Here is a 23,643-nt window from a genome sequence, read left to right as displayed (position 1 = left end):
ATTTCCATCCAAATCTTTAATGGTCCATTTTCCATTGTAGTTACCAGCAACAGCAGCACCCTTGTCAGGTACAATAGGATAGCCAGAGTCATCGCTGTCGTTACCGCAAGCGGTAAATCCCAGTGTGCATGCAAACAATGCAATTGCTATATATAAATACTTTTTCATTGTTCTATACTTTTAAATTATTAATAACCAGGATTCTGCTTCATGTCAGGAGAAGTGTTAGAGCTCAACTCTGTTGTAGGAATTGGGCGGTACCACTTAATCTCACCTGCACCATTGCTCATTTCAGCTACAGAAGTAATGTAGTTGTTGTAAGCAACGTTGTACTTAACCAACTGATGTGTACGGCGGAGGTCCATGAAGCGCTGACCCTCTGCGTAGAGCTCACGAGCGCGCTCGTCGAGTACTAGGTCAACCATCTGGAGAGTTCCGTGTGTGTAACCTGGGTCGTAAGCAGCGAGAGTTGTGATAGGAGCAGCGTGTGCACGATTACGAACATCGTTAATCTTAGCAATACACTTGTCATTCTGACCCATGAGCATGTAAGCCTCTGCAGCAACGAGATAAAGGTCTGAAGCGTGGAGAACTACGATGTCACGATAGTCTTCTGAAGTGTTCATGTTTGACTGTGGAGTCTGCGGATCATCCCACTTCTTTACAGAAGGAGTGAAGTTCAGACGACTCTGCAGTGTAGCGTCGTTGTATGTTCCGCTAACAGCTGCATCAATGTTCTTTGAACTTCCCTGTCCCCACTGGTGGAACTTTTGAGCCTTTTTGCAGCAACAGCATCCAACTCATCAATGAATATGATGGCAGGAGCCTTTTCTTTGGCGAGTTCGAACACTTCACGAACAAGCCTTGCACCTTCACCTATGTACTTTTTAACAAATTCGGAAGCTACAATCTTAATGAATGTTGCATTGGTTTCATTAGCAACCGCCTTTGCAAGCAGGGTTTTACCGGTTCCAGGAGGTCCGTATAATAATATTCCTTTAGGAGGTTCTATTCCTACCCTTTCAAACAATTCAGGTTCGGTTAAAGGAAGTTCGACTGTTTCCTTAACTTCAATGATTTGATCTTCCAAACCACCGATTTTATCATATGTGATGTCAGGCTTGGTTTCAATTTCCATTCCGGAAACATTTGCATCCTTCTCGGACGGCAATACTTCAACTATACCGAATGTCTGTTGATTTAAAGCCACCCTTGAACCAGGCACCAATAATTTTTCATCTAAGAATTTTGAGTAATTAACAAGAAAACTAGGTCCAGTGCTGCTTTTAACTGTCATTCTATGATCATCTAATACTTCTGTAATAGTAGCAAGCACTAATGGAGGGGATCTGAATCTGTCTACTTCTGATCTAAGAGATTTAACTTCTCTTTCAAGTCTAATCTTTTCATTTTCTATTAAGACTTTATCCTTTTCTAATTTCCTAACTTTCCACATTAAGTTACTTTTAGCTTTGGATTTTTCTTCTCTTAAAATATCAATTTCCTCTTGTAGATAATCTACCTTTTGGATTAACTGCTCTTTTGAAGAATTTTCCAAATCATTAAAATCATCCATGTGAATCATCTCCAGTTAGTTTAAAATTTTAACAACATGTTACTTTAATAACAATTAGTAACTTTAAAGTATTTAAAGGTATTCATTTTAATTTGTACTAACAATTATTATATAACATTAATAATATATATTAATTTAGAAAAAATTGAGGAACTGATTACTATGGAATGTGAAATTTGTGGCAAACCAGTGCCAGAAAACAATCCAATAAGAGCAAAGATTGAAGGATCAGTAATGGTTGTATGTAAAGAGTGCTCAAAACTTGGAAAAGTTCAAAAAGCACCGCCTAAACCAAAATTCGTTAAGCAAAATAAAAAGAATAATAACAAAAGGCCTGCAACCACAAGGAACAAACCTTACTCCAGAAACGATGAACCTTCAGAAGAACTAATTGAAGACTTCAGCTTTGAAGTCAGAAAAGCCAGGGAAGCAAAAAACTGGTCCCGTGAAGATTTAGGTAAAAAGATAAACGAAAGGGTTTCAGTAATAACAAGAATTGAAACCGGCAAAATGACTCCAGACACCAAACTTACAAAAAAACTAGAAAGGACACTGGACATAACCCTGCTTGAAAAAGTAGACAACATTGACTTAAATCAATTCATCAATAATTCATCTGGAGAAAGAACATTAGGCAACATCATGAAAATTAAAAGAAAATAGCTATTTTACATAGCTATTCAGCTTATCATTTCTGATATGCCTTTCCTTTTTATTTATTTTATAATCAATCATCCCATCATTGATGGCTTTAGTGGAATGATACTGGCTGAACTCTTCAGCACTGTTTAAAACATATTCCAATTTGGAATAGGCACCATATTCATCACTAACAACTACAACGTGAGCCGGAGGATGAATCTTTTTAACCTGCATAATGCTTAAGGTAGTGTCCTCCTTTACAAAGAATGCAATGGCAACATTGGATTTGGTTTTAAGTTCGGAATTCAGGATTCCTTCAACCAATGAATCTGCAAACTTTGCATCGACAACCTTAGGTTTTGTAGTCAGGTTCAAGTTACCATGACGCTCCATATCTGCAATTGCACTAAGCAATTTGGAATTGTTTTCTCCTCTAACTAATATCAACGCCATGATAATCACCTATTCTGGAAGGATTTTAATAATCTTGATCTGAATACGACTAAAAGTATTAAAATGATTCCTACAGCAGTTTGAATACTGCCCAATATGTTCAGAATGTTACCGTCAATAGGCAAGTCCCATGCAGGAGAAGACCTGTCTCCCGGAAGTGCATTGAAATAGACACCTACCGCTTTGGAACCTTGCTTGACGTTAATGTCTTTAGGTTCCACATGGTCAACACCCATGATAAGCCCATTTTTAATTGCTCTGTTTACTGAACCTGCAATAGCTGATGCATCATATCCGTATTTTGCAACGGATGCCTCAACAATTTCGGATGTGGTTTCCGCCAAGCCAGGTTTGTCACTTCCATAAACTGCAACGCTGACCGCATTCGGACTTATGGTTAATGCAGAACCCAATGCCTCATATGCATGAACAACTCTGAGATTTGCTCCACAAACAGGACATTTGTCGTATGATTCGGCTTTAGGATAACCCATACCCCATCCGCAATCATCACAGAGTTTTGAGTATTCATCATCCATCGGATAACCTGTCTGATTCATGTCAACAGGAGTAAACATGTCGTCTGTTGAAATTCCAGAAATTAAATTTACTCCACCACCACCGTATCTTTCACCGGAGTCCTTGGCCACTTCACCCATTGCCTCTGAAAGAATTGTGGTTGCAGGGTAACCGTCCCTGATCATCTTTCCGATATTCATTGCTGTTTCTTTTCTGACAGTATCAGCAGTACCGTATAACGGATTTCCTTCAGTGTTCCTTAAGTGAATAATAGCTCCTTTTTGACCAGGCTGCAATGTAGCCACACCACTGGTATACGGAGTTACCTTAATATCATGGCTTGCATCATCAACAGTGATTACATAAGCATTAAAAGAACCTCCAATAGCTGCACCAATACTTGGACCGCCAACTACCAGACGAGCTCCATTAAATTGAGAAGCGAGGGATGCCGCAGAAGCTGCAGAAGCATTATTTTCCAAATTAGCTACCGCATCAATAACGGAATCCAACCTTGTATCAGAACTACCAGTACCCCCAGAGAGCACTGCAAAATGATTATTTTTAGACATTAAAAATGTAGACTGGAACATGTTTTCTGCAAAAGACATACTCCCAGCTGCTGCCCCATTAGGGTCCTTACCGGAAGGGTCTGTAATAACAATAATGTTACAAGTAGCTGCAACGCTACTCATTGTCATCAAAAATACGATTAAAAAAACAATAGACATGTGGAATTTGGTTATCTTCATCCAGTCACCCCACCCGTCTGATTCTTTAATTCAACAGATGAAAAGTCTTCTATTACGGTTACTGTAACAACACCGGTATTTTTATCAACCTGCACATCCGCAGCAGTAATTGGTTCAACAGATGTACCTGGTACTGTCGACCGTGTTGCAAACTCTTGAGCCGTCTGTATCGCATCCTGCAGCGAAACTTCTCTTTTGGAAGTTTTTAAAATATCATCATAGATGACACTTCCATCCCTGAAACCTGCCTGCATAACGTTATATCTAACAGTGTCTGCGGGAACAATATCATTGCCTTTAACAATGACTCCAGAAATAGGAATACCGTCATCAATATCAGTAGATGAAGCAAATGCAACATATGTGATTAAACGACCGCAAAGAATTAAAATAAACGCTAATAATAAAATTATTAATGTGTCTCTCCTAATCTTTATAAACATGTTCATATCCTCATAGTCTCATATTCTTTTAAAAAGAATGAATTTATACATTTATTATATTAAATCAATATAATATTTAAATTTATATTATGTCTGATAAAAGTGACTCGGCAGGATCCATTCCCTGAGCACCAATCAACAAAATTATATCATCTTCATCAGCTTTTTTATAGACTTCACTAAGACAGTCCTTCAAATTATCAAAATGAGTATATTTTATGTTGTTTTCGTTTAGAGTATTGAAAAATACCTCTCTTTCATCATCTTCGACAAAGTTCAATTCATTTACAACATCATTGCTTGAAGACAAATACAATTCTATATTATCATTCATGGATTCGACCAATGCATCAACATTCAACTGGTTGATTTCAACTCCTCTGGAACCTCTTATTGCACAGGCAACATGCAACTTCCGATTTTCAGGAAGCAGCTTGAGGGTTTCTGAAATTGTAGCCTTTATTCCATCTGGATTATGTGCAAAATCATCATATATCAGAGGTTTGTCATTCAACTTAGCAAATCGTCTGTTCAACGCCTTATATGTCTTAACGCCTTCTACTATTTTATCAATGCCTATTCTCAAAGAGATGCATGCCGCAATAGCGGATAAAATGTTTTGGATAAAATGATTGCCTTTAAACGGCAACTCATCAATTGTTAAAATAGGCTCTCCATTATAGATTATTGCATCGCCGTCAAAGTACACAGCGTTATCCTTATCAAGCTCAGACATTGAGGTGAAAAACGGATGTTCAGCCTCCAATGACCTTACTCTCTCATCATCATAATTCAAAACAGTGATTCCTTTTCCAATAGCTTCAGGAACTGCCTTAATCTCATTATAAACGTCATCAATTGAGTTTACAAGACCGATATGGTCCATAGCAATATTTGTTATTACACCAACTGTCGGATTAACCGCCCTGCTCATCAGTGCAGCATGGTTTTCCATCAGTTTTCCCAGCCATCCCTGAACTTCCGATACCTCAATAACCAAATAATCAATGTGACTGTTTTTCCTCACTTCATCTGAAATCAATTTGGAAACCATAGGGTCGATTAAGGTATTGAATTCGGATTCGCTGTCCGTATTTGTCAATACATGAAAACCTGCATTATTCAAAATGTGATAAATCAAGTGTGATGTTGTTGACTTTCCGTTTGTTCCTGTAATCACAACATTCTTGGAAAGTGGAGAATCATTCTGTATGGTATGTGAAAGCGCAAATGCATTTGCAAGTTCGATCTTATCTGTGATAATCAACGGAAATCCCAATCTGTTTGCAGCTTCAATGGCCCCATCCTTTGGATTTTGTGTAATTAGGCATGCAATGTTTTTATTGAATGCCATTTCAATGCCTGTTGCGTTAATCCAATGCCTTATGACAATATCTCCGGTATGGGCATCATTTAAAAATGTGAATCTTCCGCTAAATCCATCGATTGAGAAAAATTCATCATTGCCGACAATTCTTCCTTCAACGGCACTAACCAGATCACAGATGTTTTCCAACTTTTCAGGCTTTGAAATCCTTAATGCGAAATCACTTGCGGCATCAATGTCATCTATAATAATCATTGGAAAGTTTAATCTGTTTGCAGTCTCAATGGCTCCGTCTCTAGGTTCGGGAGTTATCAGGCATGCAATGTTTTGATTGAATGCCATTTCAACACCCACAGGATCAACCCATTCCCTAATGACAATGTCTCCTGTGTGGGCCTCATGCAAAAAAGTGAATTTTCCAGTAAATCCGTCAATTGAGAAAAAATCATCATTTCCTATAAGCTTTCCATTTATAGAGTCAGCCAAATCTTGAATATCCATAAAAATCACCGAAATAAATTAGAATAAGTACATCTTAGCCAGTAAACCTACAATACACAATAATGCTGTAGCTCCCCAGTATGTTAAGATAATCTTTACTTCAGACATCCCATAATGGTTTAATGTATGGTGCAAAGGCTCTACCGGCAATTTGATAATATGTGCCCTGTGCAATAGGCTAACAATAACTGAAACAATCGGTACTCCCAATGCAAGAACTCCGAAGTATGGAATGTCACATACCAAAACGGCAGCCGCATAACCTGTACCCAATACAAATGATCCTGTATCTCCCATGAATATTGATGCAGGATACTTGTTGAATACCAAAAATCCTAAACATATTCCTGCCAAAATCAAAAATGGCGGAATGATAGTTGCAGGTCCAAACAGATAACCATAAATACAACATGAAATTGATGCGATTCCAACAATTCCCGCTGCAAGACCGTCCATACCGTCAATAAGATTTACTGAATTTATACATCCGAGAATTGCAATTACAACAACAGGAATGGCAAATATTCCTAATGTAAATCCTCCCAATGTAGTAACGGCACCGGTGAATGCCAAAAACATTCCTAAAACAATTTGACAAATGATTTTTTCAAGCTCTTCAGGCTCTGTCTTGATTGGAACCTCGCCGATTACCTCAACTTTGCCGTCTTTAAGCAGGTCATCCACTTCGGCCTTTGCCTTTGGAGTTGCAACACGAACTTCCTCTCCCGGCTCAACGTCCAATCTTCCTAAAGTGATGACCTCATCTGAAGTATTTACAACAATTTTTTGAATTTCCTTGACCTTAAGACCAATCAAATCGTCAACCAATCCTACAATTCCTCCGGCAAGCATAATGAATGATACAATCAATATTGGAATGTTCTGATAATATAGTGAAATAACAAAGGAAAGAGTAAATAAAAATGCTATTCCTCCCATTGTAGGAGTGCCGCTTTTATGTCTATGTTCACTAACTATAGGATTGTCAGCAATCCTTGCTTTCAATAATATTCTTTTAATATACCATGTGAAGAATATTGTAGCACATAATGTTATTAAAAAAAGAATTAACATATCTATATTATTCATTATACCACACTATATCATATTTTTATTACTTTAATATATTTATTGATAATAGTATTTAATTATAACTTATAACACAGACTTTCAGATTAATTTTTCAACAAGATTTTCAAGTTCCTGTTTGGAGTTTGCCCTTGCAGTAACCCTCTGATAACCTTCAGGCCCATGAACTACAAAATCATTGGCTTCAAAAGATTTGACGGGCTCGTTTGGTGCAGGACCGTGATAATTACCTATTGGAATTTCTGTTGAATAGAAATATTGAAGTTTGTCTGAAACATTGGATAGGCTGAACTCCCCGATGGCCATATTGACCAATTCACATAATGAGTTTACTCCACATGTTGCGGTGGTGAGATACCTGGTGCCGTTAGGCCTTGTATTTACTTCAATTGCATATAGCTGGTCATTTTTTCTGGAATACATGAAATCCATTTCAAATATCCCATCAGAATCCAGATTCCTTGCCACATTATAGGCAGTGTGCTGAACCAGGTTGTTGTCCAGTCCTTCAACCATGCATGGGCCGGTTTTTGTTTTATTCAGCGGATGGGTTCCTTCAAGAGTGGTTTCTCCCTTATATATTGGTGGAAGCGCCACATATTCCCCATTGAAACCTAAGACTTCAATGGATATCTCCGCACCTTCAATGAACTCCTCACATAATGCCTGGTCAAATTCCCTGAAATATTCCTCGACATCCTTGATTGACCTGGCAACCTTGATGTCCTTTCCGCCTTGTCCCTGACCTTGCTTTAGTACAACGGGAAAATCGATGGTCAACTCTTCAGGACCATTCAATATCTGATAATTTGGTGTTGCAACACCTATTTCATTGTAAAATTCCTTAGTCTTAATCTTATCGGAAGTTAACTCGACTGCCCTAACGCCTGCGGCAACTACTGGGATTTCATATTCCGCTTCGAGCTCCTCCTTCATGTGGGCGACATCAATCAGCGGAGGGTCAATTCCAATCAACGGAACAACAGCATCAACCTTTTGCATCAGTGCAACCTGTTTAGGCCCATCCATTCCACGCGGAACGATGAATACCTGGTCAGGCAAATCAAGGTTGATTGCATTCTCATTGGATTCTGTTAAAATGCTTTCTATTCCTTTAGATCTTACATACCAATCTAAATCATCATATAATCTTGAACCGATAAACAATAGCTTCATAATATAATCCCTTTTAGCTTTTCTATAAATTCATTAGCAGACTTTTCAACTTCCTTTGTTGGATTTGCTCCCCAATCCATGGTTTCAGGTTCGATGCCGACAAATATTATTCTGATTTCCGTGTCCTTTTCAAGGTATTTTACAAAGAAAGACAAAGACATCGAATGAGTTGAAAGGCCAATGTTTACAAATTCTTTTTTATCCACCACTTGCATATGGCCAGGATTGGAGTCCATCAGGCAGGCATCCACAATTATAAGGTGGGTGGGGTTTTCCTTTCTGATTTTGCCGGTGAAGTTTTCAGGCACGGTTCCGGCATCAATGAATAAAAGGTTTTCGTTTTCAATGTTTTCACCCTTAAGCTTCTTTATGATAAATGGACCTACTCCATCATCACTTTTAAGCTCATTGCCTACTCCAAGCACTATCAATTTTTCACAATCTGTCAAAAAATCGCTTAATTGAGATTCAAAGCCCACATTTTCACCTACAGATATCGAGTTTTTATACTCTCAATCCCTTTTCCCATACTATACTTTATCTCTACATGTATAAAGTCATTTACCCTTACCCTCTTTTCATCGAGAGGTATCATCAATGGAGGATTTAACATTGGCAGAGGCCCTGCAATTATATCATCGTCAAGTATTGTGTAGGTTGTGATTTTCAACCCGTTGAGCAAGGCGTCCTTATTGGCTTTTAAGGTGAAATTGGAACTGAATTCCGGATCAATGTCATCTGAAAAGTTGAATTGGGAATATGCCACTTCATCAGAAAGCACATCATATTCAGCCTCTTCGTCCCAGTGAATATGGTGCCTTTGCATATTAACCAGTTCGACCGTGTTGATAATTCCCTGGGGGATTATCCTTCCGCCATCCTTCAGGAATCTCCTTGCATAATTAAGGACCGGAATCTCCTCCTCATCAATCAGTGCGGTATCAAGCATCTCACAGACAATCAAATCGGCCGTTCTTGTGAATTCATGCTCCAAAACATCGCCGTTGATTACTTTAACGTTGTCAAAACTGGCCAGATTTTCCTCTGCACATTTGAATGCCTTGAAATCCGCTTCTATGGAGATTACTTCCTCAAACATTGAACTTAAAAAATATGATAAAACGCCACTCCCACAGCCCAAATCATATGCCAAATCGGTGTTTGAATCATACTGCTCAATAGCTTCATAAAAAACGGCCAACCTATCCGTATCCTTCAACAGGTCATGATGATAAGGAGTGGTTTTGAATTTCATGCAAAAAAAATAATAAAAAAAGAGAAGTTAGTGGGTGTGCGGATGGTCATGTGAGTGACCAGGTTCCTGGAAATCTTCTCCGTTTGCTGTACTTGTAAGTTTTACGTGTTCAACACCTTTAAGCCTCATTATCCTTTCGGTCAAATCACGAATTTCAGCAATATCCCCATTCACTACAACAATTTCCATACAGTATTTATCGGTCATGTGGATGTGCATGCTTGTATTGATTTCGTTTCTGAAGCTGTGCTGTATTTCTGCAAGGTTTTCCATGACTCCTGTGTAGTGATGATCATATATGATTGTTATTATACCTATTCTTTGCCCTTCCATGGAATTCATCCATTGATATCTGACAATGTAATCTTGAAGTGCATCACGAATTCCTTTTGAACGAGACTGGTATCCTCTTTCCTTTAATACTTCGTCAAAATCTGCTAGTAATTTTTTAGGTAGTGACATACTTATTCTCATCATAAAAAACACATCGTAATTTCAATAATTATATCAATATATAATTTTTAAGTTATATAAATATTATGATTAAATTAGAAAATAATATTACTTTGATATTAAGAAAAATGTAAAAAATATTATCCAACAAGGAGATAATACTCCCCGTCGTCTTTATTAATTGATTTTAAAAGGCCTTTGTTTTGAAGAGACAATATTATATGATACATCCTGAAATTGCTAAGTTCCAAATCCCCATACAACAAATGACCCTCTAAGGTATATTTAGAAACAAGATTCTTATCGTCAACCAACTCCTGAATAAGCTTATAGGAATCCTTTTCCTTTTGGTCCAATTCCAGCTCTTCCAGGTCCTTTTTGGAATTGACAGTGTTGATTTCCTTTTCGCTTTCAGATAAGTTTACCTTGTTATCCTTAAAAACAACCAAATCCTTATTCTGAAGCTCCTCTAAAATGTGAACCAAATCATATTCATGAAATCCAAGCTCCTTTCGCAGTATGCTGACTGGAACACCTTCAGGATATTCGATATCATATATTTTGATTTGGTTTAGAACAACTTCTTCATTACGGGTAATGTTAATCATATAATCAGCGAGTAAAATTGATATTAATAATTATAATTATAATAATACTTAAACATTTAGGACAATTGCATTTCATTTTCAAGGGCTTTTGCTTCCTGCTTGTTTTTCTCAGCAACCTCTTCAGGAGTCAAGTTAGCAGGTCTTGTGAAAAACAGCTCTATGTCATTGACAACCTGACATATGGACATGTGAACAAGCTCTTTCAGGGCCAAACTCTTTTCAACCCTGTTCATGGACTCGTCGGAGTAAATCCTATCCTTGTCATTATTATAGTCATTGCGTATTTTTTCCGGATCCAAATCTTTTTGAAGCTGGGATTCATCATAATCCTCAGTAAGAAGTAAAAAGCTGATTAGTTCATCCTTTTCATCACTGAAATCCTTTTCGGGATTGTCTATTACATCATAAAAATAGCTGCTTACAGACTGGAAAACATCTCGTGAAACATTGCCATTTATGATATTGTCAATGAACAGTTCAAAAGTATTTGTTATGTAATATTTGCCGTTTTCCTCATATGTGCTGAAAACAAGTTCATTTTCAATATTTGCAACATATTGAATTATTATAATGTCCTTTCCTTTTTCAAAGGATTTTACATCAAATCTGGAATTTTTTAACTTATAATCACTATTTGTCTTTAAAGCATTTTCGACATTTTCAATGTCCTCTTTTGAAATCTCCATGAAATCTTCAGTCATATTCTTACCCCATTACATAATAGTTATGTCAAAGTAATTAATAGTTTTTATTAATTATAAATTTTATAAATAAAATCATGATGCCGGAAGACATACTGGTTGAACTTGAAAAATTATCCGAAAATTCAGAAATCAGAAGATCACAGATAATGGAAATTCTAAAAAAATACGCACGCATCATATCCGTCCAGGATTTAATGCTGGCCACAGCTTATATAAGAAAAGACGGAGAATACATTCAAGAGCAATATCGTGAAAAATACCTGGAAATCTATATAAAGTATTTCATCATACGCATGAATGAAGTTAAGGAAAAAGAGGATTATGCCGATGAGGCAATTGACAAAACCGCATTGAACGAATCCTTTCCGTTACTTAAAAGAACATTTGAAACAGAAAGAATGTCCAATGCAAAAGATGATAAGTTTCCACTGATTTATGTCATTACCGCTCTTTACACAACATTTATTTTAGAGGAACCTATTCACCCTGTTGGAAGCGAATTTCCAGGGAACCTATCTGTTGAAGAAATTGACGGAGAATATTTCTGTCCGGTGAAAGATAACCAAAAGGACAATCCCAATGCGATTTGCCACTTATGTCTTGCCGAGCAAACCCCAGATATATGAGGTGATGATATGAACATATGTCTTTACGGATCCGGAAGCAGAAAAATAGACAAAATTTACACTGACGAAGCTTATAAATTAGGTTGCAGAATGGCTGATGAAGGCCATACCCTTGTTTTCGGTGGTGGAGATACCGGAATGATGGGTTTCTGTGCAAAGGGAGTTCATGACAATGGAGGAAAATCAATTGGCATTGCACCGGAATGGATTAGTGAATTTGAACCGTTATGCCCGGAATGCTCCAAATTCATTTATGTTGATTCAATGGATGAGAGAAAAAATGAGTTTTTAAACAATTCAGATGCATTCATTATTTCACCCGGAGGAATAGGGACTCTGGACGAATTTTTTGAAATCATCACACTGAAAAAGCTAAAGTGGCATGACAAGGAAATCATTGTGTTTAACATCAACCATTTCTATGACACCATGCTCGACATGATTGATGAGATGGGTGAGAAGGGTTTTTTGTATAAACAGGAAGAAATTTTTAAAACAGCAGAAGATATCGATGAAATCTTCAAATATTTAAGATAGTGATTGTATGGAACATGTCAAAAAGTTCGCGACACCTCCAAGAATTACATTAAAGAGAAGCATTCTGATATTCATTGGAAACGTGTTGGGAATATACATAATCAGTTTTTTCGGATTGGGCGTTACTGTAGGGGAGTTTGACGATATCGCATTATTGGTTATTTTTATAAGTATAGTCAATGCAGTCTTATGGCCATTGCTGACCAAAATATTCATGCCATTTTTAGTTTTAACCTTTGGTGTCGGGTCGCTGATTTTGAATGGATTGCTGCTCGGATTATTTGCTCCGCTATTCGATATAGAAATCAAGGGAATGGCAATAATTCTTGCACCCCTTGCAATGGCAATCGTCACAACAATAATGTCTTCAGTGCTTACTATAGAAGAGGACTCCTCATATTACAGGTCCGTTTATAGGGACGCTAAAAGGAAACGAAAGGGAGAAGTCAAAAATTATCCCGGATTGATCATTATTGAAATCGACGGGCTGTCATATGACGTGTTAAAGGAAGCCATTGACAAAGGATTGATGCCTAAAATCAAATCAATGATTGACGACGGAACACATACGCTTCGAAAATGGGAAACCGACCTGTCTTCACAAACCGGCGCAAGCCAGGCAGGAATACTGCACGGAAACAATGCCGACATCACCGCATTCAGATGGATTGAAAAGCAAAACAACAACCAGATGATGCAGTGTTCAGGTGTGAGCAAAGTCAAGACATTGGAGGAAAGAATCTCTGATGGGAACGGATTGCTTGTAGATAATGGCGCAAGCAGGTCCAATTTATTTTCAGGAGATACGGACAATGTCATCTTCACATTCAGTAAAATTTTAAACCTCAGAAAATTATACAACAGAGCATGGTTTTCAGTTTTTTCAAATCCAAGTAATTTTGCGCGTATCGTCTTATTGTTCATAGCAGAAATGATTCTTGAGATAATCTCCCAGATAAAACATAGGGTTTTAAATATCCGGCCTAGAATTAAACGTGGAATAGCTTATATTATAGTAAGGGCCGTAACCAATGTGTTTTTGAGAGAAATAAACACCTCAACATTGGTTGGAGACATGTTAGTTGGAGATATTGATGTAGCATACTCAACATATTTGGGCTATGATGAGATAGCTCATCATTCAGGAGTCCGTGACGAGGATTCATGGTTTGCGCTTAAGGGAATGGACAAACAGATCAGGCGTTTAGTCACTGCAACAAAATACACACCCCGAGATTATCAGTTCGTCATCCAATCAGACCATGGCCAGACAAACGGAGCCACATTCAAGCAGAGATACGGCGAGTCCTTTGAGGATTTTGTCAAATCCCTACTTCCAAAAGACATGAAGATGTTTGCCAAAATGTCATCCAATGAAGACCACTACGCGGAATCCTTCATTCCATTAACCAAAAACAATGATGATTTGATTGATGAAAAGGAAATGAAAGATATGGGAGATTCTGAAGTTATTGTGCTGGCATCAGGCAACCTTGCAATGATTTATTTGACCCAATGGAACTATAGGCTAACCTATGAAGAGATCAATGCATTTCTTCCCAATCTGATTCCCGGAATAATCAACAATGAATACATCGGTTTCATTGTTGTTAAATCCTCAGAACATGGGAATCTGGCTATTGGAAAAAATGGAACTTATTACCTGGATACTGACAGGATTGAAGGTGAAAATCCGCTTGAAGGATTTGGTAAAAACATCGCAGGACACATCAAAAGAAACGTGTCCTTCAAATACACACCGGACATTCTTGTCAACAGCTTTTATGATGCTGAAAAAGATGAAGTATGCGCTTTTGAAGAGCTGGTGGGAAGCCATGGCGGTGCCGGAGGAAGCCAATCAGAACCGTTTATCCTATATCCTTCAGATTGGGATATCGGCATGGAGGAAATCATTGGCGCTGAAAATATCTATAAAATACTGAAAACAAGTCTGAAAAATCTGAAAGAAGGTGCAGATAATGATAAGTGATGGAGAAGTTTTGAGAATAGCCGAAAGAATAGAGGATGCAAACAACATAGACATTAAAGAAACTATCGAAAAGGCCTCAACTGCAGGATATCTTGGTGAAGAACACTTTTACTGTACAGTTATTGAAGAAGGTGGAATTACACATATGGTGCCTGAAATTTTCGGAGACATGCACAAGTCCATGAAACTGGACAACCTTTACTTCGACATAATCTCCAAGGCACTGGACCATGAAGGCATTTACATATCCCTCGGATACTGCGCCACCAATCTACTTATTCAAGACGACAAATGTTCTGAAATTATAGAATATGATGATTATGACCTTGATGAAGACGAATACGAATATATGATGGAATATGCCCTGATTACCGCTGATGACATTAAAAAGTTCAGGGTTTATGCAGAGGAAGGCATTGCTGGCCATGAGAGAATGGAGGATGTCGGACTGATCATCAACATCATCGACGGAGATTACAAGGCTTATTTTGCACTAAGGTCAACAGACCAGTGCATGTCCAGCTTCAGAGTGCTTCCATTCACTGACAGGTATCCGAAAGAACATCCATTATCACTTATGAATCCGATCAACAAAATTTTGATTGAAATGATTGACAGAACAATAGTCAGAAAAACTTTAATTTAATGAAAAATATACAATATATTATGCCTATCAAAAAAAATTACGCAATTGCAATAATGGATACTGAAAAAATTGACGAATTTGATGAAATCATATCCAAATACACCAATGCAATTAAGAAATCCTATTCACATATATTTTTTGACACACAGCCAGTCAGTTCAGAAGACATCACCCACGACATTACATTTTTCCGATTGGAAGGTGAAAGCGAATCCCTTTTGGATGAAAAAATAAACAAGATAATTGAAGAGCTAAACGAACTGGATTCAGATTATACCCTTAGAGATGAAGAGAGCGGAAAAATGATTGTAGCCATTGATTTTGTAGGCATGCTGATAATCAAGTTCAACGATATCGACCGTATCAGTGAAGGAACCTACAAAAGAATAGATGAATTGAAAAAAACAAAAGGGGAATTTGGATACTGCAAGGGATACAAACCTGATTTTCGTCCAAGGGAAGGGACCCAAATTGAAAATGTGAAAATTCATCCTGAAAAGATCTTCTTATTTTCCGATTCAAGGGAAAACATTTTGAAATTAAAGGATTACCTGTCCGAAAAGGTTATTGAAATAGATTCAAATTTAAAAGTAGAGTTTAAGCCGTTCACATAGTCTAAATCTTGCAATATTTAAAAAAAAATGTATGCAAAAAGAAAAAAAGTAAAGAAATAATATTATTTCTTAATTGAGTTTATAGCGCTTTGTGCACCTTGTTTTACAAAGCCGCTTTCATCATCAAGCAATTTTTCAAGTTCAGGAATTGCCTTTTCATCACCAATATTTCCAAGGGCCCATGCAGCGGCTCCCCTTACTTTCCAGTCCTCATCGCTTAATGTTTCGATTAATGGATCAACAGCAGGTTCGCCCATACGTGAAAGTGCAGTTGATGCTTCCCTTCTGACCAATTTGTTGTTGTCTTTTAAAGTGTCGATTAATGCAGGAATTGCTTTAGGGTCATTAATTGCTCCCAACAAAGTAGCTGCATTTAACCTTATTTGTTTTTTTCTACTAGATAATGCTTCAATTAAAGGGTCAACTGCTTCATCAGCTCTTAATTCTAATTCTCCAACAGCATCTTCAACAACGAAGTCATCTTTATCGTTTAATAATTCAATCAATTCATCGATACTTCTTTCCATTTTAATCCCTCTTTCAAATTAAAGGCGTTTAACTACTATTACTATGTAATTAATATCATTTATATATAGAGTAGTATAAAAGTATTTCGATAACATACGAACAAAATTAAAATTATATAATATGACACCAATATTATTAATATACGAACAAAATTGTATTAAGTGAAACAATGTATAATATCGCAATAATTAGTGGAGACGGAATAGGTCAGGAAGTAATGGACTCCTGCGAGTATTTGCTCGATAAGCTAGACATAGAATTTAGTTTTGATTATGGTGAAGCAGGTTTTGACTGTTTTAATAAAAATGGAACCACATTGCCTGAAGAAACAGTCAAGATAGCCAACAAAAGTGATGCAGTGCTGTTCGGAGCATCAACCTCAACACCTGGCCAGCCTAGCCCAATCATCAATTTGAGAAAGGCATTGAATGTATACGCAAATATCCGCCCGATAAGATCATACAGGGGAGTAAACTGCATTCGTGACGATATTGATTTTGTAATAGTTAGGGAAAACACCGAAGGGCTTTATTCACAGGTTGAATATGGCGATGAAGAAAAGATGATTGCAGAAAGGCACATTACCAGAAGCGCATCCGAAAGAATTTCAAAAGCTGCATTCAATCTCTGCATCAAAAGGGAAGAAAGCAAGGTAACATGCGTTCACAAAAGCAATGTATTGAAAAAGACCGACGGAGTTTTCAAAGAGTCATTCTATAAGGTAGCTAATGACTATCCGCAAATAAAGACTGAAGATTATTACGTTGATGCAATGGCAATGTATCTGGTCACACAGCCACAGAATTTTGACGTTATTGTTTCAAGCAACCTTTTTGGAGATATCCTGTCCGATGAAAGTGCAGGTTTGGTAGGAGGACTCGGCCTTGCACCATCCGGAAACATCGGAGATCATAACGGATTATTTGAACCTGTGCACGGATCCGCTCCCGACATTGCAGGAAAATACATTGCAAATCCATGTTCAATGATACTATCAGCTTCCATGATGCTTGATTATCTGGGCGAGTGGGAAACATCAAATGACATCAAACAGGCAGTCGAGAAGGTAATGGCAGACTGCAAAATCAGGACTCCTGATTTGGGAGGGGATGCAACAACCATGGATGTTACCAAAGCCATTGTAAGGGAGTTAATTTAATGTTAAACATTACTACTTTTTTAGATGCAAATTCAAAAAGGCTGGACAAGAATGTCCTCTACAATCCGACAACAGGAAATAAATACAATTCAGGCGAAATCCTATCAATAATTTCTGAAATCGGACGTGAACTAAAAGATTTAGGCATTAACAAAGGAGACAGAGTGTTAATTTACTTGAATAATTCTGAGGAATATCTATTTTCACTTTTTGCAATCTGGAGAATCGGAGCAATAGCAATTCCCGGAAACAGAATCTTTACCGCCAATGAGCTGGAATACATCGTGAGCGACTCAAAGGCAAAGCTGATGATTACCGATGAAGATGCAAAAGACCTGATTGACATTGAAACCTATATTCCTGAAAATGTTTCAAGTCTTAAAGACTGTGAAGTTTTAGAAGCGGAAAATACCGACTGGGATGATTTGTGCCAGCTTCAATATACTTCAGGAACAACAGGCAAGCCAAAAGGAGCCATGCTAACACATGGAAATTATTTCACTGCAATTCACAATGAATGTGACGTATTGACATTAAAGCAGGATGACGTTTATTTGGGAATCTATCCGATGGCACATGTTGGCCTTTCATGGTCAATTGCAGCTCTACGGTCTGCCGCATATTACATTCTAATGGAACAGTTCAACATTGACGAATATCTGAAATTATGCCAAAAGGAAAAGGTCACCGTTCTGACTGGAATGCCTCCGGTGATACATTCGCTGACAACAATGGACAGGCGTGAAGAGCTTAAAACCGTCAGGGAGATTGTTTCAGGAGGGGGACCGCTGCACAAAAAGATATGGAAAGACTTCCACGAAACCTATGCAATACCAATCATAAACGCTTATGGATTATCCGAAACAATAGTGATTGGAACCGGCACAGTAATCAGGCCTGAAGACTACCGTGAAGCCGACAGGTTTGAAAGCGTTGGCCATCCGGTTTGCTTTTCAGAAGTCAAAATCGTTGATGAAGACGATTCCTCAAAGATTCTGCCCCAATATGAGCAGGGCGAAATTGCTCTTAGAGGACCTGCCGTTGCAAAGGGATACTGGGGAAACGAGGAAAAAACAAAGGCATCATTTTTAGATGACGGATGGTTCCTGACAGGTGATATCGGATATCTTGATGAAGACAACCGCCTATTCATTACAGACCGTAAGAAGGACATGATTGTAATGAGCGGATGGAAAATCTACCCAACAGAAGTAGAAGAAGTATTGATTAAATATCCTGAAGTCAAAGAGATTGCCATTTTCAGCATAAATGACTGTCACAGAGGGGAAATACCTGTTGCTGCTGTTGTCTGGGAAAATGAAGCGGATGAGAATGGATTGATTGCTTTTGCCCGTGAAAACCTCTCAAGATATAAGGTTCCAAGAAAAATATTTCCGCTTGATGAGCTTCCAAGGGTTAACGGCTGGAAACTGCTCAGAAGAGAATTGCGGGAACTCTTTAAAGAATGAAAATAATTTTTTAAAAAAAAAGTAAAACACCATGATTATTTATAAATCATGGTCCCGATGCCTTCATCAGTGAATATCTCTAAAAGCAGTGAGTGTTTTTTACGTCCATCGATAATGTGGCAGGATTCGACCCCATTTTCAATGGCCTGTACGCAGGTCTCTATTTTTGGAATCATACCACCTGAAATAATTCCGCTTTCAATCAATTCAGGAACCTCTGAAATTTTGATTTTTTGAATTAATGATGTCTGATCGGATGGATCCCTTAAAACACCAGGAACATCGGTTAAAATGATTAGCTTTTCAGCACCGACTGCACTTGCAACTTCACCTGCAGCAGTATCGGCATTAAGGTTTAAGCTGGTACCATCTTTTGCAATTCCAACAGGAGATATTACAGGAATATAATCATTGCTTATAAACATGTCAAGCAATTCAGTGTTTACACAATCAACTTCACCGACAAGACCCAAATCAACAAGTTCCTCATCAATCTTTTTGGCTTCTGTTTTATGAGCAAAAATCAAACTTGAATCTTTCCCGGACAAGCTTATTGCCTGACCGTCATGCTTGATGAGTTCTGATACGATTTCAGTTGAAATTTTACCGACAAGCACCATTTCAATAATCTCCATGGTCTCCTCATCAGTAACCCTTAAACCCTTGATGAATTTGGATTCCTTACCTAACTTTTCCATTGACCTTGAGATTTCAGGACCTCCACCGTGTACAATCAACGGCTTCATCCCAACATATTTGAGCAATACTGTATCACGAGCTGTGGATGACTTTGCCTCATCATCCACCATCGCATGTCCGCCATACTTAATTAAAATTTTTTCACCATGAAACTTTTTGATATATGGTAAAGCTTCAATTAAAACATCTATATCCTTCATCTAATCACTACATGTAATATTTAATTTAATTATTAATAAACTTTAAAGTTAAAGATTAGTTACACTATAATTTAAATGTTTTGAAAATTATATGAAATATTATGTCTGAGATGAATGAACTTAAAGAATACTTGATAAAGGCAGGTGCCAGCAAAGTCGGTTTTGCTGATGTGAATGGCCTGGCCAGCCAATTCATTGATTTTCCAAATGGAATAAGCCTTGTTTTGAAAATTCCAAAAGAGACCATACAACTGGTAAAAGAGGAGGAATATGAAAAGTATTGGAAGGCATTCCACAGGGAAATAGGGAAACTTACAAAAATCTCCCACAAGGGTGAAAGATACATAAAAAACCTTGGATATGATGCATTTGCTCTGACAATGAAGCGAAATGAATGCGATATGGAAAAATTGCTAAGCATCCTCCCATACAAGACAATTGCCACCAAAGCAGGGCTTGGATGGATTGGAAGATCTGCATTATTCGTGACTCCAGAATATGGCTCAGCGGTTGCACTTGGAGGAATATTAACAGACATGCCGTTGGAGTTTGGCACACCAATTACAGATTCCGAGTGCGATGACTGCACAAACTGCCAGGATGCCTGTCCTGTTGATGCAATAAACCCCCAAAAATGGAATGACAGGCTGAACCGTTCAGACATTATCGATATTGAAGCCTGTGGAGAATACATTATCGGCCAGTATAAGGTGGGACTTGGATGCACAAAATGCATGAGCGAGTGTAAGCTCACTCAAGAGTATTTAAATCGCTGAGAAACATATCTGCCTCTTCTAAAATCTCTTCTTTAACATCAAGACATTCTTCCAAATAATATTCATCCGAACTTTCTTTTGCTAATTTTATATGCTCATCCAAATAGCTTAAAGAAATCTCTTTAATGTTTCCCTGATGACTCTCACGATATCTGCAGAAATCAATGAAATCAAACTCATATAAGAAGTGTTCATAATATCCTATCCAGACAAATTTCTTTAAATGATTTTTGCCTTTGGAAGTGATATTGAATGAATCGCCAAGAGTGACATTATTATCCACAAGCCTTTTAATGAGTTTGTCTTTGGTTCCTTCCGTTTCAAGGCCATTATTATTCAGAATTCTTTTTAAATAAGGTACAGGACAATTAGACTTATCATTAACCCAGTCAACTTTAATAATTCCATCTTTTTTTATGAACTCAGACTTAATTAAAAGATTAGTCAATTCATCTAAAGATACCGGTGAATCAAAATAAACTCCTGTTAATGCATCATAATAATTATCTCCATAATTTAATGCATGAAGAACTGTATAAATCTCCCAATCATAATTTGTCGGATAATCTCCCTTATAATTAGCGTCATCCAATCGGTATTTATTTTGAAGTTCTTTTTCAATTTCAATGACAGACCTTTCATAATCCATAGCATACTCATCAAAATCCAAAATCTCTTTAAGAAACTCCTCATCCAGTTCCAAATGATTAAACATTAAGTCCTGAAATTCATCTCCATTACCTGTTGATACTGCATTTAAAAGTTCATTTCCAAATTTGTCATCATCCCCGGCAACGGCAACCAAAAATTCAGAAATGCCAGATTCATCATATAATTCTCCAGAATTGACCAAATCCTTGAGTTCATTGAAATCATTTATAATCACTTCTTGAGAAAGAGATAACATGTCGAATCTTTCTTCAATATTGCTATCATCAATTTCACCGGATTGATACTCCTTGATTAATTGTTCCCTTATTTCAACGGCACGTTCATAGGAAAGGATATTCTCGTCAACCATTCCCTGCATATATTCAGACAATCCTTCTCCGTAACCAACAATGACATCGTACCCAAGATTGTTTGATGGCAACTCTTTTTTTAACTCACCAATTAACTTTTCGAATTCAACGCAGTTTTTAGAGAATACTTTCCTGATATTGTCAAAATAATCTGCATCAAGTTTTTTTCTCTGAAGACCCCTTAAACAATCATTGTTGAGCAAACTGTGATAAAATACTTCATCATTATGAATAAATAATGTTGAACAGATGCTAAAATCATAAAAATTGGAAGGGGGAACATGAAGGCCATAACATTCCTCACCATCATCAGATTTAACATCAAAAGGATCCAAATACAAGTCAATAGCACTCACAACAATGTTTTCAGTGGCATATTTTGCAAATGCATAATCGAGCAATAATCCAATTACATTACGAGTAGGCTGTAAAATTCCAAATCTAGGTGCTATCAAATGCATTTTACAAATTTCATCGAAAAATAATCTTTTTCCTCTGAATTCAGGCAAAATATAACATTCTGTCATCATAAATTCAAAGTTATCTCTTATATCATATGTTGCAAATCCTACAACCTTGTTTTCAAAGACGATCTCATCAAAAACCATACATAATAAGTTTTTAAGACGATAATTTTCCTTATACATAGCTTCTTGAATATATGGATACTCATCAAGAACTATATCTGTGTCTAATGGTTCAGATTCAGATTCGGCAGCAAACATAATAGGGTTTCCATCTTTCCTAATTTTATACTCAATTTCAGACATAGTATTCACCTAATAATTAAAATTTTTCCCCTGAGAAACTATATTGACATATCTTATTATGAAACAAATCATATTTAAGTAAAGTGAGAGAGCATTTGAAAAGTAATATTTTCAAGTGTAAAAAAATAAATAATGAGTATGATGGAACATGTAATTTCATGAAAAAAAATTAAAACAGTTGTAGATGATTGAATCATCTACTTAACTGTTATTTTTACTTTTTTAGTGCTTTGGCCGTAGTAATCGTTGCCTTTAAATTTGATGGTTGCTGTGTGTTTGCCTTTCTTGGTTAGTTTTTTAATTTTAAAGGTTGCTTTACCTTTGGCATTTGTTTTTGCAGTATAGGTTTTTCCTTTAACCTTAAGGGTAACTTTTACTTTTTTAACCGCTTTGCCTTTGCTGTTTTTAAGGGTTATTGTGTATTTTTTGGTCTTTTGGGACCTTTTGAATTTTTTGTTTTTGGCAGCTATTTTTGTTTTTTCCTTGTTGATTGTTATTTTGACCGTTTTGGCAGTTGCATTGTATTTGTCGCTTGTTAGTGTTATGAACATATCCTTTTTGCCTGCCTTGGCTGATTTCAATGCGCTTGCAGACAGGGAAATGGCTGCAACGCCATTAGCATTTGTAGAAGCAGATCCAACAACTTAACCATTCAATGTGAATCTTACCTTTTCACCAACGACAGCATTACCATCTGAATCTTTAAGAGTTACGGAGTATTTACCGACATAATTAATGATGTAGGCTGCATCATTAGCAGTTATTTCAATATTCTGCTTGTTTATGCTCAATTCATAATAATCTGTTTCATTGCGGTAGCTTGAATCATTAGAGACATATGATAACCATAGCTCATAGATTCCCACATTTAAGTTAGGGATTTGTAGTATCGCAACTCCATTTACTACACTGACATTATAGGTAACATTTTTAACAACTGTTGATACATTACCTCCATTTACAGGTTTGCCGTTACTGGTTAGATTGACAATGAGTTTAGCTGTTTTTCCTTGAACCACCCCATCCTATAGAGGATGGGGATTCCTGAATTTTTTTCACTTAATAATGGTTAATTTAAGTATTTTTTCAGGCTATCCCCGTTGAACCAG

26 protein-coding genes and 1 pseudogene are annotated in these 23,643 nt (G+C 37.1%); 9 read left to right on the top strand and 18 right to left on the bottom strand.

The annotated features are described in order from the left end of the window. Positions 1 to 188: 188 nt before the first annotated feature. Positions 189 to 683: a RagB/SusD family nutrient uptake outer membrane protein gene (locus QZ138_RS08420; protein WP_292888576.1), complete on the bottom strand. Its 495-nt coding sequence runs from the start codon at positions 681 to 683 to the stop codon at positions 189 to 191. 29 nt (positions 684 to 712) lie between these two features. Continuing rightward, positions 713 to 1,558, bottom strand: a pseudogene (locus tag QZ138_RS08415) (AAA family ATPase); the annotation flags it as partial. A gap of 180 nt (positions 1,559 to 1,738) precedes the next feature. Between QZ138_RS08415 and QZ138_RS08410 the strand changes: the two are divergent. Continuing rightward, on the top strand, positions 1,739 to 2,239 hold the full coding sequence (locus tag QZ138_RS08410) for a multiprotein bridging factor aMBF1 (protein ID WP_292888574.1): 501 nt from the start codon (positions 1,739 to 1,741) through the stop codon (positions 2,237 to 2,239). Here QZ138_RS08410 and QZ138_RS08405 read toward each other — a convergent pair whose 3' ends face one another. The 11 genes from QZ138_RS08405 to QZ138_RS08355 all read right to left on the bottom strand — a co-directional run bounded on the left by QZ138_RS08405 (position 2,240) and on the right by QZ138_RS08355 (position 11,495). Continuing rightward, the gene (locus tag QZ138_RS08405; RefSeq protein WP_292888573.1) at positions 2,240 to 2,671 is read right to left on the bottom strand and encodes a DUF356 domain-containing protein; all 432 of its coding nucleotides are present in this window, start codon (positions 2,669 to 2,671) and stop codon (positions 2,240 to 2,242) included. A gap of 5 nt (positions 2,672 to 2,676) precedes the next feature. Next, on the bottom strand, positions 2,677 to 3,894 hold the full coding sequence (locus QZ138_RS08400; protein WP_292888575.1) for a hypothetical protein: 1,218 nt from the start codon (positions 3,892 to 3,894) through the stop codon (positions 2,677 to 2,679). 44 nt (positions 3,895 to 3,938) lie between these two features. Next, positions 3,939 to 4,385: a hypothetical protein gene (locus tag QZ138_RS08395; RefSeq protein ID WP_292888572.1), complete on the bottom strand. Its 447-nt coding sequence runs from the start codon at positions 4,383 to 4,385 to the stop codon at positions 3,939 to 3,941. 82 nt (positions 4,386 to 4,467) lie between these two features. Further along, the gene (locus QZ138_RS08390; protein WP_292600391.1) at positions 4,468 to 6,213 is read right to left on the bottom strand and encodes a Mur ligase family protein; all 1,746 of its coding nucleotides are present in this window, start codon (positions 6,211 to 6,213) and stop codon (positions 4,468 to 4,470) included. 18 nt (positions 6,214 to 6,231) lie between these two features. Further along, positions 6,232 to 7,302 carry a glycosyltransferase family 4 protein gene (locus QZ138_RS08385; protein ID WP_292888570.1) on the bottom strand — a complete coding sequence of 357 codons (1,071 nt, stop codon included), beginning with the start codon at positions 7,300 to 7,302 and terminating at the stop codon, positions 6,232 to 6,234. An 81-nt stretch (positions 7,303 to 7,383) separates the two neighbouring features. Further along, on the bottom strand, positions 7,384 to 8,478 hold the full coding sequence (locus tag QZ138_RS08380; protein WP_292888568.1) for an acetyl-CoA carboxylase biotin carboxylase subunit family protein: 1,095 nt from the start codon (positions 8,476 to 8,478) through the stop codon (positions 7,384 to 7,386). After that, positions 8,475 to 8,957 (bottom strand): hydrogenase maturation peptidase HycI, encoded by a 483-nt coding sequence (hycI, locus tag QZ138_RS08375; RefSeq protein WP_292888567.1) that lies wholly within the window; start codon positions 8,955 to 8,957, stop codon positions 8,475 to 8,477. The genes QZ138_RS08380 and hycI overlap by 4 nt, the downstream gene beginning before the upstream one ends. An 8-nt stretch (positions 8,958 to 8,965) precedes the next feature. After that, positions 8,966 to 9,733, bottom strand: a complete 768-nt coding sequence (locus QZ138_RS08370) for a methyltransferase domain-containing protein (RefSeq protein WP_292888566.1) — start codon at positions 9,731 to 9,733, stop codon at positions 8,966 to 8,968. A gap of 27 nt (positions 9,734 to 9,760) precedes the next feature. Next, a complete protein-coding gene (gene nikR / locus QZ138_RS08365; RefSeq protein ID WP_292600400.1) occupies positions 9,761 to 10,210 on the bottom strand; it encodes a nickel-responsive transcriptional regulator NikR in 450 nt (149 codons plus the stop codon). Positions 10,211 to 10,326: 116 nt separating this feature from the next. Beyond that, positions 10,327 to 10,794 (bottom strand): hypothetical protein, encoded by a 468-nt coding sequence (locus tag QZ138_RS08360; protein WP_292888565.1) that lies wholly within the window; start codon positions 10,792 to 10,794, stop codon positions 10,327 to 10,329. Positions 10,795 to 10,850: 56 nt separating this feature from the next. After that, a complete protein-coding gene (locus tag QZ138_RS08355; RefSeq protein WP_292600404.1) occupies positions 10,851 to 11,495 on the bottom strand; it encodes a hypothetical protein in 645 nt (214 codons plus the stop codon). 77 nt (positions 11,496 to 11,572) lie between these two features. Between QZ138_RS08355 and QZ138_RS08350 the strand changes: the two genes are divergently transcribed. From QZ138_RS08350 to QZ138_RS08330, 5 genes are read left to right on the top strand one after another with little or no spacing between them, the layout of a single operon-like run. Continuing rightward, positions 11,573 to 12,124 carry a DUF2115 domain-containing protein gene (locus QZ138_RS08350; protein ID WP_292600406.1) on the top strand — a complete coding sequence of 184 codons (552 nt, stop codon included), beginning with the start codon at positions 11,573 to 11,575 and terminating at the stop codon, positions 12,122 to 12,124. A gap of 9 nt (positions 12,125 to 12,133) precedes the next feature. Continuing rightward, the gene (locus QZ138_RS08345) at positions 12,134 to 12,661 is read left to right on the top strand and encodes a TIGR00730 family Rossman fold protein (protein ID WP_292888564.1); all 528 of its coding nucleotides are present in this window, start codon (positions 12,134 to 12,136) and stop codon (positions 12,659 to 12,661) included. 7 nt (positions 12,662 to 12,668) lie between these two features. After that, the gene (locus QZ138_RS08340; RefSeq protein ID WP_292888562.1) at positions 12,669 to 14,651 is read left to right on the top strand and encodes a phage holin family protein; all 1,983 of its coding nucleotides are present in this window, start codon (positions 12,669 to 12,671) and stop codon (positions 14,649 to 14,651) included. Then, positions 14,641 to 15,297 (top strand): hypothetical protein, encoded by a 657-nt coding sequence (locus QZ138_RS08335; RefSeq protein ID WP_292888560.1) that lies wholly within the window; start codon positions 14,641 to 14,643, stop codon positions 15,295 to 15,297. Before QZ138_RS08340 ends, QZ138_RS08335 begins: the two co-directional genes overlap by 11 nt. A gap of 20 nt (positions 15,298 to 15,317) precedes the next feature. After that, positions 15,318 to 15,911 (top strand): hypothetical protein, encoded by a 594-nt coding sequence (locus QZ138_RS08330; protein WP_292888558.1) that lies wholly within the window; start codon positions 15,318 to 15,320, stop codon positions 15,909 to 15,911. A gap of 62 nt (positions 15,912 to 15,973) precedes the next feature. On the opposite strand, the gene QZ138_RS08325 is transcribed toward QZ138_RS08330, so the two are convergent. Then, entirely contained in the window at positions 15,974 to 16,438 is a 465-nt protein-coding gene (locus QZ138_RS08325) for a HEAT repeat domain-containing protein (protein WP_292888556.1), read from the bottom strand. A 170-nt stretch (positions 16,439 to 16,608) separates the two neighbouring features. On the opposite strand from QZ138_RS08325, the gene aksF reads away from it, so the two are divergent. Together aksF and QZ138_RS08315 are read left to right on the top strand one after the other, a co-directional pair. After that, complete coding sequence (gene aksF, locus QZ138_RS08320) at positions 16,609 to 17,598, top strand: homoisocitrate dehydrogenase (RefSeq protein ID WP_292888554.1); 990 nt, start codon at positions 16,609 to 16,611, stop codon at positions 17,596 to 17,598. Continuing rightward, entirely contained in the window at positions 17,598 to 19,067 is a 1,470-nt protein-coding gene (locus QZ138_RS08315) for a class I adenylate-forming enzyme family protein (protein WP_292888552.1), read from the top strand. Before aksF ends, QZ138_RS08315 begins: the two co-directional genes overlap by 1 nt. Positions 19,068 to 19,102: 35 nt before the next feature. Here the strand turns inward: QZ138_RS08315 and argB are convergent, their stop codons facing one another. Further along, a complete protein-coding gene (gene argB / locus QZ138_RS08310; RefSeq protein ID WP_292888550.1) occupies positions 19,103 to 19,966 on the bottom strand; it encodes an acetylglutamate kinase in 864 nt (287 codons plus the stop codon). Positions 19,967 to 20,067: 101 nt separating this feature from the next. On the opposite strand from argB, the gene QZ138_RS08305 reads away from it, so the two are divergent. Then, the gene (locus QZ138_RS08305) at positions 20,068 to 20,742 is read left to right on the top strand and encodes a hypothetical protein (RefSeq protein WP_292888548.1); all 675 of its coding nucleotides are present in this window, start codon (positions 20,068 to 20,070) and stop codon (positions 20,740 to 20,742) included. Here QZ138_RS08305 and QZ138_RS08300 read toward each other — a convergent pair. The 3 genes from QZ138_RS08300 to QZ138_RS08290 form a co-directional block, all read right to left on the bottom strand. Next, on the bottom strand, positions 20,717 to 22,534 hold the full coding sequence (locus QZ138_RS08300) for a hypothetical protein (RefSeq protein WP_292888546.1): 1,818 nt from the start codon (positions 22,532 to 22,534) through the stop codon (positions 20,717 to 20,719). The two genes, QZ138_RS08305 and QZ138_RS08300, sit on opposite strands and share 26 nt — an antisense overlap. 197 nt (positions 22,535 to 22,731) lie before the next feature. Further along, positions 22,732 to 23,085 (bottom strand): Ig-like domain repeat protein, encoded by a 354-nt coding sequence (locus QZ138_RS08295; RefSeq protein WP_292888545.1) that lies wholly within the window; start codon positions 23,083 to 23,085, stop codon positions 22,732 to 22,734. 93 nt (positions 23,086 to 23,178) lie between these two features. Beyond that, positions 23,179 to 23,553: a hypothetical protein gene (locus tag QZ138_RS08290; RefSeq protein ID WP_292888543.1), complete on the bottom strand. Its 375-nt coding sequence runs from the start codon at positions 23,551 to 23,553 to the stop codon at positions 23,179 to 23,181. Positions 23,554 to 23,643 lie beyond the last annotated feature (90 nt).

Origin of the sequence: Methanobrevibacter sp. UBA212 (assembly GCF_905233225.1) — an archaeon.
In the GTDB taxonomy this organism is placed as follows: Archaea; Methanobacteriota; Methanobacteria; order Methanobacteriales; family Methanobacteriaceae; genus Methanocatella.
The sequence above is the reverse complement of the archived record's forward strand: the minus strand, read 5'-3'. Positions and strand labels throughout refer to the sequence as shown.

What these genes read in the sequence shown, in the direction of transcription:
- QZ138_RS08410 (WP_292888574.1), top strand. Translation starts at nt 1,739, where the DNA reads ATGGAATGTGAAATTTGTGGCAAACCAGTGCCAGAAAACAATCCAATA.
- QZ138_RS08405 (WP_292888573.1), bottom strand. Translation starts at nt 2,671, where the DNA reads ATGGCGTTGATATTAGTTAGAGGAGAAAACAATTCCAAATTGCTTAGT.
- QZ138_RS08395 (WP_292888572.1), bottom strand. Translation starts at nt 4,385, where the DNA reads ATGTTTATAAAGATTAGGAGAGACACATTAATAATTTTATTATTAGCG.
- QZ138_RS08390 (WP_292600391.1), bottom strand. Translation starts at nt 6,213, where the DNA reads ATGGATATTCAAGATTTGGCTGACTCTATAAATGGAAAGCTTATAGGA.
- QZ138_RS08385 (WP_292888570.1), bottom strand. Translation starts at nt 7,302, where the DNA reads ATGAATAATATAGATATGTTAATTCTTTTTTTAATAACATTATGTGCT.
- QZ138_RS08380 (WP_292888568.1), bottom strand. Translation starts at nt 8,478, where the DNA reads ATGAAGCTATTGTTTATCGGTTCAAGATTATATGATGATTTAGATTGG.
- QZ138_RS08370 (WP_292888566.1), bottom strand. Translation starts at nt 9,733, where the DNA reads ATGAAATTCAAAACCACTCCTTATCATCATGACCTGTTGAAGGATACG.
- nikR (WP_292600400.1), bottom strand. Translation starts at nt 10,210, where the DNA reads ATGATGAGAATAAGTATGTCACTACCTAAAAAATTACTAGCAGATTTT.
- QZ138_RS08360 (WP_292888565.1), bottom strand. Translation starts at nt 10,794, where the DNA reads ATGATTAACATTACCCGTAATGAAGAAGTTGTTCTAAACCAAATCAAA.
- QZ138_RS08355 (WP_292600404.1), bottom strand. Translation starts at nt 11,495, where the DNA reads ATGACTGAAGATTTCATGGAGATTTCAAAAGAGGACATTGAAAATGTC.
- QZ138_RS08350 (WP_292600406.1), top strand. Translation starts at nt 11,573, where the DNA reads ATGATGCCGGAAGACATACTGGTTGAACTTGAAAAATTATCCGAAAAT.
- QZ138_RS08345 (WP_292888564.1), top strand. Translation starts at nt 12,134, where the DNA reads ATGAACATATGTCTTTACGGATCCGGAAGCAGAAAAATAGACAAAATT.
- QZ138_RS08340 (WP_292888562.1), top strand. Translation starts at nt 12,669, where the DNA reads ATGGAACATGTCAAAAAGTTCGCGACACCTCCAAGAATTACATTAAAG.
- QZ138_RS08335 (WP_292888560.1), top strand. Translation starts at nt 14,641, where the DNA reads ATGATAAGTGATGGAGAAGTTTTGAGAATAGCCGAAAGAATAGAGGAT.
- QZ138_RS08330 (WP_292888558.1), top strand. Translation starts at nt 15,318, where the DNA reads ATGCCTATCAAAAAAAATTACGCAATTGCAATAATGGATACTGAAAAA.
- QZ138_RS08325 (WP_292888556.1), bottom strand. Translation starts at nt 16,438, where the DNA reads ATGGAAAGAAGTATCGATGAATTGATTGAATTATTAAACGATAAAGAT.
- aksF (WP_292888554.1), top strand. Translation starts at nt 16,609, where the DNA reads ATGTATAATATCGCAATAATTAGTGGAGACGGAATAGGTCAGGAAGTA.
- QZ138_RS08315 (WP_292888552.1), top strand. Translation starts at nt 17,598, where the DNA reads ATGTTAAACATTACTACTTTTTTAGATGCAAATTCAAAAAGGCTGGAC.
- argB (WP_292888550.1), bottom strand. Translation starts at nt 19,966, where the DNA reads ATGAAGGATATAGATGTTTTAATTGAAGCTTTACCATATATCAAAAAG.
- QZ138_RS08305 (WP_292888548.1), top strand. Translation starts at nt 20,068, where the DNA reads ATGTCTGAGATGAATGAACTTAAAGAATACTTGATAAAGGCAGGTGCC.
- QZ138_RS08300 (WP_292888546.1), bottom strand. Translation starts at nt 22,534, where the DNA reads ATGTCTGAAATTGAGTATAAAATTAGGAAAGATGGAAACCCTATTATG.
- QZ138_RS08295 (WP_292888545.1), bottom strand. Translation starts at nt 23,085, where the DNA reads ATGTTCATAACACTAACAAGCGACAAATACAATGCAACTGCCAAAACG.